This window comes from Jannaschia formosa (assembly GCF_003340555.1).
GTDB lineage: Bacteria > Pseudomonadota > Alphaproteobacteria > Rhodobacterales > Rhodobacteraceae > Jannaschia > Jannaschia formosa.
Map to the genome: position 1 here is coordinate 116,812 of NZ_QPLJ01000007.1, position 17,268 is coordinate 134,079.

Consider the following 17,268-nt stretch of genomic DNA (forward strand, 5'->3'; position numbering starts at 1 on the left):
GCCGCCGAGGTGGCGCGGCTCGCCGCCCATCTCTCGCCCGCGGAGGCTGCCCGCGCCGCCCGCTTCGCGCGCGCCGGGCTGGGGAATGCCTTCCGCGTTGGGCGCGGGCGGATGCGCGAGATCCTGGCGCGCTGGACCGGCTCCGCCCCCGACGCGTTGCAGTTCGAAGAGGGCGCGGCGGGCAAGCCGCGCCTTCAGCAGGGGCCCTGCTTCAACCTGAGCCATTCGGCCGGGATCGCCTGCCTTGCCGTCCATCCGGACCGGCCGCTCGGCGTCGATATCGAGGCGCCCCGCCCGGTCGAGGAGGGGGTCGCCGCGCGTTTCTTCTCGGCAGCCGAGCGGGCCGAGCTGGCGGCGCTGTCCCCGGAGTTGTGGCGGGCAGGCTTCTTTCGCTGCTGGACGCGAAAGGAGGCGGTGGTCAAGGCGCTGGGCCTCGGCATGGGCGCGCCGCTCGACCGGTTCGACGTGACGCTGACGCCGGGTTCGCCCGCGCGCGTGACCCGCTGCGAGATCGGGCCGCCGGGCGACTGGCACCTGACCCATCTGTCGCTTCCCCAGGGCATCGTCGGCGCCGTCGCCCTGCGGGGCGCGCCCCTGCCGGTGACGGTCGCCGAGGCGCCGCCGGAGCTATGCTGCACGCCCTGCGCGGGGGCCTGAGCCCCGTCAGGCCATCGGCCGCCCGGCCCGCGCATCCTCGCAGAACCGCGTCAGTTCGGCGCCGAAGGCATCGACCCCCTCGCGCCTGCCCTCTCCGACCGAGACCCAGGGCAGGTGGACCGTCCGCAGCAGCTTCGGCGGAACCACATCCTCCCATCCGATGGAGGGCTTCCAGCGGGGGCCCCGCGGCGTGGCCCGGGTGACGACGTGCAGCACCGGGAAGTCAACCGGGCCGGGCCGGTAGACGTCGCGCGCCCGGCAGAGCTCGACAACGAAGCGCTCGAAATCCGCCTCCAGGTCGGTGAGCCGCCCATGCTCCATCAGGCCCGAGGCGGCGAGGGCGCGGACGACGCCGGTGCGGTGGAAGATGGAATAGCTGCGCAGGAAGGCGGTGGGCGACATCTCTCCGGTGCGGACCGCCCGCAGGCGCAGGCGCAGGTGATGAAGGCGGTTCTGGCGCCGGAGGCCCGCGTCGGCGGCGACTTCGGCGGCGAAGGCTGGGGCCCAGACCTCCTTCATGGCGACGCCGGTGATCTCGGCCCCGTCGGCGGCCAGGTGGCGGGCCGCCTCCAGCGCGAGGTTGCCGTGGACGCAATGGCCGTACAGGAAATAAGGCCCCTGCGGCTGGTAGAGGCGGATGCGGTCGGCGAAGCCGCGCGCGACCTCCTCGAAGCTGGCGTCGCCGATGCCCGCGCCCGGATCGGCCGCGACGACGCAGCCGATGGGCCGGTCCTGACCCGGCAGGGTCGAGAGCGCGGTGGCCGTCGCCCTGTTGTTGACGATGACCAGCGGATGGTTCGGCCCGTCGCTGCGGATGCGCAGCAGGCCCGGAACGGCTCCGGGCGCGCGGCGTCCGCTCCGTGCCGTCGCGATCCTGGTGGCGAGGTCGCGCAGGCGCGGCGCCTCATAGACGTCGGTGAGGTCCAGCGGCACGCCCCAGCGATCGCGCACACGGGCCAGCAGCCGCATGACCAGCAGAGAATGACCGCCCAGGTCGAAGAAGTGGGACGCGCCGTCGACCTCGACCCGCAGCAACTCTGCCCAATCTCGGGCCAGCTCCGCCTCGGTCTCGGCCTGGAGATCGGCATTCGCGGCCTCGGCCGGGGCGCGGAGCATGGACCGGTCGACCGTGCCCGTCGCCGTGCGGGGCAGGGCAGCGAGGACGCTGACCCCCGCCAGCCCCAGCCCCGGCAGGTCGGCGCGGAGCGTCTCCGGCAGGGCGTCGAGCGGCAGCAGCCCGACCGCCCCCGGCGTGACGAAGGCCCAGGGACCGGAGGGGCCGTCGATCAGGACGGCCTCGCCCACGAGCCGGTGCGCCGCCAGCGTGGCCTCGGCGGGCGCGACCTCGGGGGCGCCGCCGGGCCGGGCGGCGCGGACCAGCGCCGGCAGCGCCGAGATCGGCGTCTCCGGCGCGTCGAAGGCCTGGGCGAAGGCGTCGGCGGTGGCGCGGGTCAGGGCCTCGGCTGTCTCATGGGTGAAGAGAGCGGCGGCGTATTCCAGCACGATCTGCCAGCCACCGGGACGCTCCATGACCGACAGGTCGAGATCGTGCAGTGTGCCCGGCGCGTGCGACGCGACGGAGCGGAAGCCGAGGCCGGCATAGGTCCGGCTTTCCATGAAGACGCGCTGCAAGCTGAAATTGGTCGAGACAAGCGGCGTGCGGGCCGGGTCGCGGGGCGGGTTCACCGCCTCGACCACGCGTTCGAAAGGCGTCTGCTGGTGGATCAGCGCGGCCTCGACGGTGCGGCCCGTCGCGGTGGCATGTTGCGCCAGGGTCAGCCCCGGCTCGGGGCGCAGGCGCAGCACCAGCCAGTTGATGAAGACCCCGATAAGGGGGTCGAGCTCCGCCTCCAGCCGTCCGGCGACGGGTGTGCCCAGCGCGATGTCGCGCGCGCCGGTGGCGCGGTGCAGCACCGCCGAGAAGACCGCCGCACCGAAGGCGAAGGGCGACACGCCCGCCGCCCGCGCCGCCGCGCCGAGCCGCGTGCCGAACCCCTCGGGCAGGTCCAGAGCGACGCGGCCCACCGCCGTATCGCGGCGGGGGCTGCGCGGCCGGTCGGCCTCCAGCTCGAAATAGGGCACGCCGTCCAGCGTCTGCCGCCACCAGTCCAGGTCGGCACTCCCGGCCTCGGCCTGCGCGGCGCGTTCCCAGAGCACGTAATCGCCGTAGTGCAGTTCCGGCTCGGGCAGGGCGCGGCCTTCAAGGGCGGCGCCGACCTCGCGCCCCAGCACGCCGATCGAGGCGCCGTCGAAGACGATGTGATGCGCGGTCAGGCAGAGGATGGCGCGCTCTCCGGTAAGCCGCACGAGCGTCGCGCGCAGCAGGCCCGGCCGCGACAGGTCGAAGGGCCGCGCCGCCGTCTCGCGCGCGATGTCGTCGAGCCGGGCCATCTGGTCCGGCTCGGGCACGCGGCGCAGGTCGACCAGCGACAGCTGGAACGGCGCCTCGGCATGGACGCGCTGGACGGGTCCGTCCTCGCCGTCCTGGAACGAGGTCCGCAGGATCTCGTGCCGGGCGATGACCTTCCGGAAGGCCGCTTCCAGGTCGTCCTCGCGCAGCGGGCCCGTAATCTCCCACCGGACGGCGATGTTCAGCGTCTCGGTCCCCGGGCTGGCGCGGTCGACGATCCAGCACCGGGTCTGGCTGGCGCTGAGCGGGAACTCGGCGACCGGCTCGGGGGTGGGCAGGGGGTCGCGCTCGCTCATGACGCGGCACTGCCGGAGCGGCGTGCGCCGCGGCGGAAGTCCGACAGCCGCGGGCGGCTGGGCGTGGACGGGCCGCGCGTCTCGTGGAAGGTGGCGAGCGCGCGGACCGTCGGATGCTCGAACAGGTGCCGCGCCTCGATCTCGTAGCCTTCGGACAGCAGCCGCGCCGCAAGCCGGAAGATCGACAGGGAGTCGGCGCCGAGTTGCATCAGCGTCGCCGTCGCGTCGCTCACCTCGCGGCCCAGCACCTCGGACCAGACCCTGGCGAGCCGCTTCTCGGTCTCGCTCTCGGGCGGGGTCAGGATCGCGGCGACGACCTGCAGCGCGACGGGCGCGGGCAGCGCCTTGCGGTCGAGCTTGCCGTTGCCGGTCTGCGGCAGGGCGTCGAGCCCGACCCAGGCCGTCGGCACCATGTAGTCGGGCAGGACGGCGCGCAGCCCCTCGGCCAGCGCCATCCCGTCGGGCGCGCCGCCGGTGACGTAGCCGACCAGCTGCGGGTCGCCGTCCGCCCGCTTGTGCAGCGCGACGGCGGCCTGCGTGACGCCCGGCAGGGCGCGCAGCGCAGCCTCGATCTCGCCCAGGTCGATGCGGTAGCCGCGCAGCTTGATCTGCCCGTCCCGGCGGCCCAGCACCTCGATCTCGCCATCGGCGCGGCGGCGGGCCAGATCGCCCGTGGCATAGAGCCTGCGGGCCACACCGCCGATCTCGACATCGCGGAAGGCCTGCGCCGTCCGCTCCGGCTGGCCGGCATAGCCGATGGCCAGCCCGGCGCCGCCGATGTTCAGTTCTCCCTCGGCGCCGACCGGGCAGGGGCGGCCCTGCGGGTCGAGCACGTGCAGTTCGGTCTTCGCGACGGGCTGGCCGATGGTGATGACCGCGCCGGGCGTCAGCCGCTTGGCGGCGGACCAGATCGTCGTCTCGGTCGGGCCATAGAGGTTCCAGAGCTCCGCGCCCTTCGCCATCAGCTTGCCGGCGAGGTCGGAGGCCAGCGGCTCTCCACCGGCCCAGGCATGGAAGCCTGCGGGCGGGGTCCAGCCGGCGATGTCGAGCATCGCCCAGAGCGTCGGCGTCGCCTGCATGTGGGTGACGTCGCCCCGCTCCAGCCGGTCAGCCAGCTTGAAGCCGTCCATGACGGTCTCGGCGGGTGCGATCTCGACCTGGCCCCCGGCGAGCAGCGGGCCGAACATCTCGAGGATCGAGATGTCGAAGGCCGGCGTCGTGACCGAGAGGAGCTTCGTGTCCCCGTCCATTCCCGGCGCCTCGGTCATGCTGTCGAGCAGGCTCGTCAGCGCGCCATGCGGCACCTCCACGCCCTTAGGCGTGCCGGTCGAGCCGGAGGTGTAGATGACGTAGGCAGGCGCGTCCTTGGCGAGCGTGACCGGCGCCGGGGTGCCTTCGGCGCCCCCGGGCGTCAGCCCGGGCAGGTCGAACCGGTCCGGCGTGTCGGTGACGATCAGCGCGGGGGCCGCGTCGTCGAGGATCTTGCCCAGCCGCGCATCCGGCTGATGCGGGTCGAGCGGCACGAAGGCGCATCCCGCCCGCATGACGCCCAGCGTGGCCGCGACCAGTTCGGCCCCCCGGGGCAGGCAGATCGCGACGCGGGCGCCCGGCGTCGTGCGCGCCTGAATGGCGGCTGCGAAGGCGCCGCTGCGCTCCCAGAGCCGGGCATGGGTCAGCGCTCCGTCCTCGCCGGTGACGGCGGGGTGGTCGGCGCGGGCGCGCGCCACCTCGGCCAGACGGTCGGGCAGGGGCGCGCCGCCCTCGGTCGGGGCGGGTGCCGCCGCCTCCGTGCTCATCGGCAGGGCGGAGAGCGGCGTGGCGGGCGCGGCGGCCATGGCCCGCAGCAGCGCCTCGTAGGAGGCCGCCCAGGCCCGCACCGTGGCCGCGTCGAACAGGTCGCTCGCGTAATGCGCCTCGATCCGCAGGCCGGTTTCGTCCTGCGCGAGGTTGAAGAACAGGTCGAAGGTGACGGCGGCCTTGGGGTTCGTCTCGAACCGGGCGGTGGCGCCATGCCACTCGGTCGCGCCCGCCTGCTCCAGGTTGAACTCGACCGAGGTCAGCGGCGTGCGGTCGAGGCTGCGCGGCACCTGCGCCAGTGTCAGGATCTCGCCGAAGGTCAGCCCGTCATGGTCGAGCGCCTCGCCCACCTTGCCCGACATGGCGCGCAGATGCGTGGCGACGTCGGCCTTGGGGTCCAGCCCGGCGCGGATCGGCAGGAAGTTCACCAGATGCCCGGCCAGGTCGGCTGGCGCGGTGCTCTGCTGCGTGGCCGTCGGCACGCCCAGCACGATGTCGGTGGCGCCGGTCAGGCGGTGGACCAGAAGCTGCATGCCCGTGAAGGCTGCGGCGAAGAGGGTGCAGCCGTTCTTCGCGCCGACTGCCTTCAGCCCCTCGATCACCTCGACTGGCATGTGGTGGACGATCGTGGCGCCGGGCCGGTCGGCTGCGGGCAGGCGCGGCCGGTCGCTGGGCAGGTCCACCGGCGTGGGCAGGTCGGCATAGACGCCCTTCCAGTAGGTGGCATGGGCCTTCGGCGCCGGGGCCACGGTCCGCGCATGGTCGGCGAGGCTGGGCACCGGGGGCAGGCCGGCGTCCCGGCCCTGCACGGCGGCCGCATAAAGCGCCGACAGGTCGTCCACGATCAGCCCGAAGGACCAGCCGTCGAGCACGATGTGATGCGCCGTCAGCACCAGCGCGTGCCGGTCGGGCGCGAAGCGGACCAGCTTGACCCGGAACGGGGCCTCCGCCGTCAGGTCGAAGGGCGTCGCGGCGTCCTCGGCCAGCAGCGCCTCCAGCGCGGCGGCATCGGGCAGCTCATGCTCCTCGACCGGCACCGGCGCGGGGTCGGCTACGGTGAAGCCGCTGCCGTCCCGCGCGAAGCGGGCGCGCAGCGCATCGCGACGCGCCTCCAGCCCGTCGAGCGCAACCTGCAAGGCGGCGCGGTCCAGCGGCCCCTCGATCCAGAGCGTCCCGCTCTCGTTGAAGCTGGCCGCGGCCAGTCCGCCCAGCTGGTGGCGCATCCAGATCTCGCGCTGGCCGGGCAGCAGCGGCGCAGGGCCCGCGACCCGGGCGGGCAGGGGCGGCGCGTCCTTGGCACGCTCGTCGGCGAGGATGCCGACCGAGAGCAGCTCGTCGAGCGATTCCTCGAAGGCGCGGACGACATGGTCGACCTCGGCCTCGCCGTGCTCGGTCGTCAGGAACCAGCAGAAGCCGTCCATGACGTGTACGTCGCGCAGACGCATCAGCGGGTAGAGCAGCGTCGCCCGCGGATCGCGGTCCGAGGCGTCGACATAAAGCCAGGTCGAGTAGTCCTCGATCATGTCCGGCAGGCCGCGGGCGGCGAGCGCCGCGCGCATCCGGGTCGCCATCCCGGCAAGACGCGCCGGGGCGTGGACGAAGAGTTCGTCGCCATTCGCCTCCAGCTCGTCCAGCACGGACTCGACGGCGGCCAGGACCAGCGGATGGCGCACGAAGGTGCCGGCGACGAAGGTGGGCATCGCCTCGGGGCGCGAGTCGTCGCCATAGCGCCAGGTGCCGCCGTCCAGCGCATCCATGAAGCGGGCGTCGCCCGCGACCACGCCGATGGGCATGCCCCCGCCGACGACCTTGCCGTAGACCGCGATGTCGCCCTGGATGCCCCAGACCCCCTGCATCCCGCGCGGGCCGGTGCGGAAGCCGGTCACGACCTCGTCGATGATGAGGGCGGCGCCGCTCTCTCGGGTGATCTCCTTGATTCGGCGCACGAAGGCTTCGGGGCGGCTGGCCGGATAGCGCGAGCGCACCGGCTCGATCAGCACGGCGGCGACCTCGTCCGGGTTGGCCGCGATCCAGTCGAGCGAGGCGGGGCTGTCGTAGTCGAGCATGACCACGTTGCCCATCGCCCCGCGCGGGATGCCGGGCACCGAGGGCAGGGCGGCGGCGTTCTTGCCGGGCTTGGCCAGAACCTCGTCGTGCTGGCCGTGATAGGACTTGTCGAACAGCACGACCTTGTCGCGCCCGGTGGCGGTCCGGGCGATGCGGCAGGCGGCGATGATCGCCTCGGTCCCGGTGTTGCAGAAGGTGACCCGCTCGTGGCCGACGGCCCTGGCGAAGCGTTCGGCCAGGGGCCCCGCGCGCTCGGCCTGCGGGCCGATGGCATAGCCCTTTTCCATCTGCGCGGCGACGGCGCGGCCGACGAAATCCGGCGCGTGGCCGAAGGCGGTCTGGCCGAAGCCGTTGACGAGGTCGATGATCGCGTGCCCGTCGAGGTCGTGGATATAGGCCCCCTTGGCGCGGTCGGCGACGATGGGGAAGGCCAGCTCCTTCCAGTCGGCATGGAAGCCCGCGGCGGCGCGGGGGTCGGCGAGGCGCGTGCGGTGCCGGTCGGTATAGGCTTTCGACGACGGGAAGCGGTCGGAATAGCGGCGGGCGAGGTCGCGGGCGAAGACCTTCTGCTCGGGCGTCAGCTCCGCGTTCGACTGCAACTTTGCGCGGCGCCGGACCTCGGGCTTCGGCGCGGGGGCCTCGGGCTCGGCGGCCTGCGCTGCCGCGGGCTGCGGGACGGGCGCCGCGACGGGCTGCGGGGCGGCTTGCGCGACGGGGGCGGGCTGCGGGGCGGGCGCGGGCTGCGCCCCGCCCAGCGCGGCGAGCTGTTGCGCGAACAGCGCCTGCATCGTCTGCATCTGCGCCTGCATCACGGCGGCCACGTCACCGGTGGCCTGCGGCGCCGCCGGCAGCAGCGGCGCGGGGGCTACCGCTTGCGGAACCGCCAGCAGGGCCGGTGCCGCGGTCGCCGCGACAGGGGCAGGCGCGGCGGCGGGCGCGGCCTCGGGGTTCTCGGCCAGGATGAAATCGGCCAGCGCCTGCGGCGAGCCCAGGTCCGAGGTCAGCCGCCGGAAGCCGAAGCGGACCTTGAACTCCTTCCCTACTTCCTGCGTGAGTTGGCCGAGGAACAGCGAGTCGAGTCCCAGTTCGAGGAAGCTGGTCGAGGCCTCCTCGGGCGTCAGGTCCAGCCCCGACATCTCGGAGACGAGATCCATCACTTGCGGCAGGACGGAGGGAGCGGAAGCGGTCATGACATCACCAACGGGCAAAGGCGGCGCGGCAGGCGCCGGAAGGGAAACAGGAAGCGCGGCGGGTGCGGAGGGCACGGCGCGGGGCGCGTCGATCCAGCAGCGGATCCGCGCAAAGGGATAGGCGGGCAGAGGCACCTTGCGGACGCCCTCGGGCAGGCCGGCGGACAGGTCCACCGCGACCCCCGCGCGCCAGAGGCGCAGGGCGGCCTGCGCCGCGATGGCCTCGCCCTCGGCGGCCTGGGCGGCCTGGGCGGCGTCGGCGAGGGTCTGGATCGCGTCGAGACAGGCCTCGGGCGCAAGGCTCTGTGGCGCGAGCGCCGAGAGCGTGCGGCCCGGCCCGACTTCCAGCAGGACCGAGGGCGTCCCGTCCAGCGCGGCCAGCGCGCCGGTGAAGTCGACGCAGGCGCGGGCTTGGCCGGCCCAATAGTCCGGATCGGTCGCCTGCGCGTCGGTCATCGGCTTGCCGGTGACGGTCGAGATCAGCGGGATCGTCGGGGCGTGCAGGTCGAGACGACGCGCCACCTCGCGCAGGTCGGCCACGATCGGGTCCATCATGCGCGAATGGAAGGCGTGGGAGCTGCCGAGGCGGCGCGACTTCACGCCCTCCGCCTCGAGCCGTGCGGCGAGCCTGTCCAGCGCCTCGGGCGGCCCGGCGACGACGCTCTGCTCGGGTGCGTTGCGCGCCGCGAGGTCCAGGTCGGCGCCGAGATGCGGGGCAAGCTGCGCGGCCGAGGCGGCGACGGCCAGCATCCCCCCCGGCGGCTGCGCCTGCATCAGCGCGCCGCGCCGGGTGACGAGACGCAGCGCGTCCTCGAAGGACATGACGCCCGCGATCACGGCGGCGGCGATCTCTCCGACGGAATGGCCGATCAGCAGGTCGGGTGTGACGCCCCGGCTGCGCCACATCTCGGCCGTTGCGATCTCGAGGATGAGCAGGGCGGGCTGGGCGAGCCGGGTCTGGGCGAGGGCGCGCGCCTGCTCCTCCGACCTGGCATCGCCCATCATGAGGGGGCGCAGGTCGGCCGCGACCTCGGCGGGCAGCGCCGCGAGGCCGCGCGCCAGAAGCTCCGCGAAGACGAGGTCGCGCGTGGCGCGGCCCATCCCGGGGAACTGCGCGCCCTGCCCCGGCATCAGGAAGACGCGGCGCGGCGATCCCTCGACCGCCGGACCCGGCCGGAGGCGCTTGAGCGCGCGCACCGCCTCGGCGGGATCGCGGGCCACGACGCCCGCCCTCAGGTCCCAGGCGCGGCGCCCGGTCTGGAGCGTGTGAGCGACGTCGGCCAGGGCGGGCGCGTCCGGCCCCTCCAGCAGGTCGGCGAGCTCCGCGCCCATCCGCTTCAGCGCCTCGGGCGTCTTCGCCGAAAGCGGCAGGATAACCGGCGCCTCCGTGGCGGCGGCGGGCACCCGGGCGGGTGCCTCTTCCAGCACGACATGGGCGTTGCTGCCGCCGACGCCGAAGGCGCTGACCCCCGCGCGGCGGGGCGCGTCGGAGACCCAGGGCGCCGGCGCGGTCGGGATGCGGAAGCCGGTGCCCGTGAGGTCGATCTGGGGGTTCGGCACGGCATGATGCGCGACCGGCGGCACCGTCCGGTTCCGCAGGACCAGCACCGCCTTGATCAGACCTGCGATGCCGGCCGCCGCGTCCAGATGGCCGAGGTTTCCCTTCACCGCCCCCAGCGCGCAGGGGGCGGTCGCTCCGGCGAAGGCACGCTTCAGCCCGGCGATCTCCACCGGGTCGCCCAGCGGCGTGGCGGTGCCGTGGCACTCGACATAGCCGATATCGTCGCCGGTCAGCCCCGCATCGGCCAGAGCCTCGGCGATGGCCTCGGACTGGCCCGTGGCCGAGGGCGCGGTGAAGGACATGCCTCGCCCGCCGTCGTTCGACTGTCCGGTCCCCCGGATGATCGCGTGGATCGTGTCGCCGTCCCGCTCCGCATCGGCCAGCCGCTTCAGCACCACGACCCCGGCACCGTCGCCGAAGATCGTGCCGTTGGCGCGCGCGTCGAAGGGACGGCAGGTGCCGTCCTGCGAGACCATGCCCCCTTCCTGCGAGAGATAGCCGCGCTTTTGCGGGAAGGTGATCGACACCCCCCCGGCCAGCGCCGCGCCGATCCGCCCCGCCCGCAGCGCGTCACAGGCCGCGATCACGGTGGCGAGCCCGGTGGAGCAGGCCGTGGTGATGCTGATGGCGGGACCGGTCAGGCCCAGCTTCTGCGCCACGCGGGCGGGAATGTCGTCGCCCCCGTTCCCCGCGAGGTTGGTGTAGTCGATCTGGAACTGGCTGGTGAAGTCGCGCAGCGCGCCCGGCTCGCCCAGCAGGTTCTCCAGCAGATAGGTCGACATTGACGCGCCGGCATAGACACCGACCCGGCCCGGCGCCCGCTCGGGGTCCAGGCCCGCGTGATCGAGTGCCTGCGCGCACAGCTCCAGGAACAGCCGCGCCTGCGGGTCGGTGCGCGCGGCCTCGCGCGGGGTCATGCCGAAATGCTTCGCGTCGAAGAGGTCCACGTCGGACAGGATCGGCCGCGCCGCGACGAAGTCGGGACGGGCGCGGGTGGCGGCGTCGAAGCCGTCCTCCAGCTCCTCGGGCGAGAAGCGGGTGATCGTGTCGCGCCCCTCCAGCACGGCCTTCCAGAACGCGTCGAGATCCGTGAGGCCCGGAAGGCGCGCGGCGAGCCCGACGATGGCGATGGCGTGGTCGGTGGCCCGCGCGGACGGGGCGGCGACGGCGACCGCGCCGTTAGCGAGGAACGCGGTCAGCGCGCCGAGCGAGGGATGATCGAACATCGCTGCCACGTCGAAGCGGCGGCCGAGGGCCGTCTCGATCCGCGCATGCGCCTCGATCAGCTGCAGCGAGGTGCCGCCCAGGTCGAAGAACCGGTCGCGCGGGCCGGGCCTGCGGCCGAGCAGGTCCTGCCAGATCGCGGCGACCGTCTCGGCCGGATCGGCGGCGGGGGCGGCGGGCGTGGCCTCGCCGGAGGGCAGCGACGCCAGCAGCGCATCCCTGTCTACCTTGCCGTTGGGGCGCAGCGGGAAGCTGTCGCAGGCGATGATGTGGCGCGGGAAGACATGCGGGTGGATATCCGCGGAGGAGGTCTGTTCGCGCAGCAGCGCGGGCAGGTCGCCCGGCCCGGCGGGGATGACGAAGGCCACGAGCGCGTCGCCGACCTTCTCGACCACCGCATCGGCGGCGGCAGGCGCGGCGCGCAGCGCGGCCTCGATCCCGTCCAGTTCCACCCGGCGGCCCGCCAGCTTGACCTGACGGTCGGCGCGGCCCCGGAACTCCAGCACGCCGTCGGGACGCGCGACGCCGAGGTCGCCGGTCAGATAAAGGCGTCCCTCGCGTCCCGGGCGCGGGTCGGGGATGAACTTCTCGGCCGTCGCGTCGGGCCGGTTCAGGTAGCCCAGCGCGAGGCCCGTGCCGCCGATGGCGATCTGCCCGGCCTCGCCCGTCCCCACCGGAACCAGGTCCGGGCCGAGCAGCACGACCTCCTCCCCGGCAAGCGGACGACCGATGGGCAGCGGGCCGCCCAGATCGTCAGGCGTGACGCGATGGGTAAGGCTGACGCAGCAGGTCTCGGTCGGGCCGTATTCGTTGATCAGCGCGAGCTTCGGATGCGCCGTGAGCACGGCGCGGGCGCGGGCCGGATCCATCGCCTCTCCACCCGCCATCAGCAGGCGCAGGCCGGCGAGGTCCGCGACGCGGTGGTCGATCACCAGATGCAGCAGCCCGGTATAGAGCGTCGCGACCGTTACCCCGTGGCGCGCGATGGTCTCGGTCACCGCCGAGGCGGAGGCGAGGCCGGCAGGGACGATTGCGACCGAGGCGCCACGCAGGAGCGGGGTGAGCATCTCTTCGATGGCGCCGTCGCAGGCCGGGGTCGAGACGTGCAGGACCACGTCCTCGGGGCCGACGGCGAGGTCGCCCGGGCCATGCTCGAAGCTGGTCACGGCGCGGTGCGGCAGGACGACGCCCTTCGGGCGCCCGGTGCTGCCGGAGGTGTAGAGGACCAGCGCCGGATCTCCGGGCGCGCGGGGGACGGGCACGGCCTCGGGGCCATCGGTCGGGGTGACGACGGGGCAGGACGCCGCGGCCTCCGCGTCCGCGCGCAGGGCTGCAGGGGCGAGCATCGCGACCGGCGCCGCATCGGCGAGGATGGTCGCGATCCGCTCCGCCGCAAAACCGGGGTCGAGCGGGACGGCCACCGCGCCCGCGGCGAGAATGCCCAGCATTCCCTCGATCGTTTCGGCCGAGCGCCCGCCCCAGAGCGCGACATTGTCGCCGGGCGCCACGCCGGCCCGGATCAGGTCATGGGCGACCCGTCGGGCGCCGCGGGTCAGGTCGTCGTAGGACAGAGCACGCGCGCCACGTATTGCTGGTGCCGCCGGCCGCAGCGCGGCCTGCGCCTCGACCTGCGCGAAGATTCCGGGCGCGCCGTCGCGCGGCGGGAGGCCTGCGCTCAGCGGGTGCATCCGGCTGGCCAATCGAGAAAACGGGACGACACCATGATACAACCCTCGAGGCTGGCGGCGAAGGGGCGATCACCCTGATTCCCTGCCGCCGTCGCATCTGCACAGTCTACGTGCTTGCGTGGCCGATACCATGCAAACTCTTGTCCCGACGAAGGCATTTCCGTGGCATTCGCCCCGGAGGCTAGACGGTCTCGCCTTTGGGCGCGGGATTGTCGCCCGTGTCTCGACGGGCGGTCAGGGCGAAGCCCCAACTCTCGCTCTCGCCCAACCAGGGGTGAGTCGGGATGCGGTGCGACAGGTCGGGGATGCGCCAGCTGTCCACCGTGTCGTAGCCGAGCCTGTCGAGCTCCCGCGCCCAATCGCCATGACCGCGTATGCGGTAGGGCACGCGCACATCCCCCAGCCGCTCATGAGTGATGATCTGGGGGCCGGGGCGCAGCGCAACCTTGTTGAGCAGGATGTGCCGGGGGCGGGCGGGCAGCGCCTCCACGATCTCGGTCAGGGAGCGGTCGACATACTGCATCAGACCCGAGGCCAGCAGCAGGTCGGTCTCGGGCGGCGCGCCCGAGGGGGCGACGAAGGCGAGATCGGCGGGGATGCGCCCCGCTGCCTGCGCGGCGCGGGCCGCGGCCACGATGCCCGGCGTGTCGAGCACGGTCCAGGTCACGCCCTCGAGGTCGAGCAGCGGGCCGAAGGCGATCCGCTTCGTGCCCATGTGCCCGCCCGCGTCCAGCAGGCGCGGGGCTTCGGGCAGCCAGCGATGCAGCCAGTGGAGCACGGGATAGTCCCAGACCTCCCTTTGGCACATCGCCTCGAACGAAACCTCGGCGATCCCGGGATCGTCGTAGCCGCGTGTCTCGGCCGGGGGCAGGGCGGCCAGCGCCGCTTCCCGCGTATCCCAGGCGCCCGAGAAGCGGGGCACCCGGCCCAGCGCCATTCGCGCCCGCGCGGCGGCGAGCCCCGTCCCGAAGCGGGCGGCGCGGAGCAGGGCCCGCATCAGGGCGTCACCGCCCGCGGGCGCCCGATCAGGGCGCGCAGGACCGACGGGGCGAGCAGTGCGAGCGCGCCGGCATAAACGGTGCCCGCGAAGAGGCCCGAGACGACGGTCTGGCCCAGCGGCGGCAGCAGGTCCTGCCTCGACAGCGCCCAGTCGGCCAGAAGCAGGGCCGCGACCCCGACCACGAGCGGCGGGATCAGGGTCGACAGCTCCCGCAGGATGCGCAGCGGGCCGACCCCCGCATGGTCGTCGAACAGGCGAAGCGTCACCACCATCAGGATGGCCGACGCCCCGACCTGCCCCCAGACGACCGCGTGCAGGCCGAAGGGCACCGCGACCAGGGCGGCGACGGTGAAGGTTGCGAGCGTCAGCAGCGACAGGCGCGGCAGGACGCGGGACTGACCCAGCAGGGACATCAGCGGCTCGGTCGCGACGCCGAAGGTGATCAGCAGGCGCGCCAGCGCCAGCAGCAGCACCAGCGGCACGGCCGGCAGCCATTCCTCGCTGAGCAGGCCCGCGACCAGCACGTCGCTCGTCAGCATCAGCCAGGCGAAGAGCGGGACCGAGATCGCCCAGATCAGCCGCTGGAACGTCACCAGCCCGTCGCCGACCCGCACCCGTGCGGCCAGCGGGTCGCCGGTGTCGCGGGCGGTCTTGAAGGCGGCCCAGCCCAGGATCTGGGCGGGCACCACGATCACCTCTCCGATGGCGCCGACCAACCGCTCGGCCACGCGCAGGTAGCCGACCTCCGTCGGCCCCAGGGCGCCGCCCACGATGAAGGTCGCGACATAGAGGCGGATGTTCGAGAGCATCCGGCTGAAGAAGAAGTCCCGCGAGAAATCGATGAGCTCCGTCATTCGCTCCAGGCGGACGCGGAAGTCGGGCAGCAGGCGGGTCACCGCGAGGCTGAGGGCCAGGTGGACGATCTGATAGGCCAGCCGCCCGAAGACCAGCGCCAGCACCCCCCAGCCGGTCCAGAGCGCACCGAGCGCCACGGCCAGCCCCGCCAACTCGCCCGTGATCTCGCAGACGGCGGAGGAGCGCAGGCGGTGCATCCAGATCATCATCCCCTTTTGTGCCGATGACACGGTCGCCAGCACCACCCAGAGCGCGAAGAGCTCCGCCAGGGTGACGGTCGTTCCCTCGAGCCCCAGCAGCCCGCCCAGCGCGGCGCCGAGGAAGCCCAGCGCTCCCGCCACGACCCCGCTGAGCACGGCGAGCGCCAGGACCTGGCGCGGCACCGAGGCGTCGCCTGACCAGCACATGATGTAGGGCGCCCAGCCGACCTCGGCCGCGCGCATCAGCAGGATCGCGCAGGCCGAGACCAGCGCGAAGGTCCCGAACTCGGCGGGGCCGAGCGCGCGCGCGGCGATGACGAAGATGGCGAACTGGCAGATCTGCGCCACCACCCGCTCGGTGGCCGAAAGCGCCCCGGCCCCGACCAGCGGGCTGGAAGTCGCGGAAGTGGTCATTGCGGCTCGGCGCCTTTCATGTGGTCACCCGGATTGGGGCGGAAAGAGAATCGTTTCATGGCATTGGCAAGGCAAGCTGTGGCCTTCTTCGGGCAAGCCGGTGCCAATTGTTCGGAGCGTCGCCACAATCCAGTTCTCGCTGAAGAATTCGGCACGAGTTGGGCCGTAACTTTCTTCCTTGACAGTTAAAAGGCAGTTTACCGGCGCTTCTTCGGCATGATATCTGAGAGGGGTGTAGTCTTGTCTCTGCCGGACAATCTCAGACCAGTAACTTGGGGGGGAGGGCCCTCTAGCCTTTCCGTGTAATATGCAGTTTGGTTCCTCGACGGAACCGGGCGATCTGTTTCGTCCGGATCTGGGTTTTCGTGCCACTCGTTCCCGGCGCGGAAGTGGCGTCTTCCAGAATTTCGGGAAGTCCCTGTTCGACCGAGTGGTCGCCGCCGTGGCGTTGTTGATCTTCCTGCCGCTCTTCGTGGCGGTCGCGTGCGCCATCATGATCACCGATGGCCGGCCCGTGTTCTTCGGGCATGCGCGCGTCGGCAAGGACGGGAAGATGTTCCGCTGCCTGAAGTTCCGCACCATGGTGCGCGACGCCGAGGCGCGGCTTGACCAGCTTCTGGCCTCCGATCCCACGGCCCGCCACGAGTGGGAGCAGATGCGCAAGCTGACGCACGACCCGCGGGTGCTGCCCTTCGGCATCTTGCTCCGCAAGCTCAGCATCGACGAGCTGCCGCAGTTCTGGAACGTCCTCAAGGGCGACATGAGCCTCGTCGGCCCGCGTCCCGTCACCTCCGACGAACTGGCCCACTACGGCGCTGGCGCGGCGGCCTACGTGTCGGTTCGGCCGGGGGTCACGGGGCTTTGGCAGGTGAGCGGGCGCAGCTCGCTCGACTTCGCCGAGCGCGTGCGCATGGACATGGCCTATGTCGCCGACCGCAGCTTCCTCGGGGATATCCGCATCGTGCTGAAGACGCCGGCAGTCGTCCTGCGTGGTTCGGGCGCGTGCTGACGACGACGGCCCCGCCGGTCCCGGTTCTGCTGGCGATCGCGTCGGCCGGGCGCGGCCCGGTGCTGGAGCAGACGCTGCGCCAGATCGCCGGGCTCGCGGACCGGCCGGATGAGGTCTGGCTGTCGGTCCCCGCCGAAGAGGTGTCCGACCCTGACGCGCTGGCCGCCGAATTCGGAGCGCTACTGCCGATGCCGCTGCGCGTGCTGTCCGGGCCGAGGGGGCTCTGCGCCCAGCGCAACGCCGTGCTGGAGGCCGCGTCCGAGGAGGCGGTCGTGCTGTTCCTCGACGACGACTTCCTGCTCGGCGATGGGTCGGTGACCGCCCTGCGCGACCTGTTCATCGCCCGGCCCGACGTCGTGATGGCCACCGGCCGGGTGATTGCTGACGGCATTGGCGGACCCGGCTTCGACCATGCCCGCGGCCTCGCGCTGCTGCGCCGCCCCGACGGCGAGGGGCTCGCCCCGATTTACAACGCCTATGGCTGCAACATGGCGCTGCGCATGGCCACGGCCGGGCATCATGGCGTACGCTTCGACACGGAGTTGCCTCTCTACGGCTGGCTCGAGGACGTCGATTTCAGCCGCGCGATCGCCCGGCACGGAGAGATCGTCCGCTGCGACGGGCTCTGGGGCGTGCATCTCGGGACCAAGAAGGGACGGTCGCGCGGGGTGCCGCTGGGCTATTCGCAGATCGCGAATCCGATATACCTCATCCGAAAGGGCACGATGTCCCCGCGCCGCGCCCTGCGCCTGATGGTCCGCAACGTGATGGCCAATACCGGCCGCGCGCTCTGGCCGGAGCCCTGGATCGACCGGGTCGGGCGGCTGCGCGGCAACCTGACGGCCCTGGTCGACCTGCTGTCCGGTCGGCTGTCTCCGACGAGGATCCTGGACCTGTGAC

At 72.9% G+C, this 17,268-nt stretch carries 7 protein-coding genes; 3 read left to right on the forward strand and 4 right to left on the reverse strand.

Going from position 1 to position 17,268, the window contains the following annotated elements; translation table 11 throughout:
- Positions 1–9 precede the first annotated feature (9 nt).
- Positions 10–657, forward strand: a complete 648-nt coding sequence (locus DR046_RS09900) for a 4'-phosphopantetheinyl transferase family protein (RefSeq protein ID WP_115382215.1) — start codon at positions 10–12, stop codon at positions 655–657.
- Positions 658–663: 6 nt separating this feature from the next.
- On the opposite strand, the gene DR046_RS09905 is transcribed toward DR046_RS09900, so the two are convergent.
- The 4 genes from DR046_RS09905 to DR046_RS09920 form a co-directional block, all read right to left on the reverse strand.
- Positions 664–3,363 carry a condensation domain-containing protein gene (locus DR046_RS09905; RefSeq protein WP_115382216.1) on the reverse strand — a complete coding sequence of 900 codons (2,700 nt, stop codon included), beginning with the start codon at positions 3,361–3,363 and terminating at the stop codon, positions 664–666.
- Positions 3,360–12,890, reverse strand: a complete 9,531-nt coding sequence (locus tag DR046_RS09910) for a non-ribosomal peptide synthetase/type I polyketide synthase (protein ID WP_115382217.1) — start codon at positions 12,888–12,890, stop codon at positions 3,360–3,362. Before DR046_RS09910 ends, DR046_RS09905 begins: the two co-directional genes overlap by 4 nt.
- A 181-nt stretch (positions 12,891–13,071) precedes the next feature.
- Positions 13,072–13,887 carry a methyltransferase, TIGR04325 family gene (locus DR046_RS23630; protein ID WP_167767045.1) on the reverse strand — a complete coding sequence of 272 codons (816 nt, stop codon included), beginning with the start codon at positions 13,885–13,887 and terminating at the stop codon, positions 13,072–13,074.
- Complete coding sequence (locus DR046_RS09920) at positions 13,887–15,359, reverse strand: oligosaccharide flippase family protein (RefSeq protein WP_115382218.1); 1,473 nt, start codon at positions 15,357–15,359, stop codon at positions 13,887–13,889. The genes DR046_RS23630 and DR046_RS09920 overlap by 1 nt, the downstream gene beginning before the upstream one ends.
- Positions 15,360–15,666: 307 nt before the next feature.
- On the opposite strand from DR046_RS09920, the gene DR046_RS09925 reads away from it, so the two are divergent.
- Both DR046_RS09925 and DR046_RS09930 read left to right on the forward strand, forming a co-directional pair.
- Positions 15,667–16,368 (forward strand): sugar transferase, encoded by a 702-nt coding sequence (locus DR046_RS09925; protein WP_115382219.1) that lies wholly within the window; start codon positions 15,667–15,669, stop codon positions 16,366–16,368.
- Positions 16,362–17,267 carry a glycosyltransferase family 2 protein gene (locus DR046_RS09930; RefSeq protein WP_115382220.1) on the forward strand — a complete coding sequence of 302 codons (906 nt, stop codon included), beginning with the start codon at positions 16,362–16,364 and terminating at the stop codon, positions 17,265–17,267. Before DR046_RS09925 ends, DR046_RS09930 begins: the two co-directional genes overlap by 7 nt.
- Position 17,268: the final 1 nt, after the last annotated feature.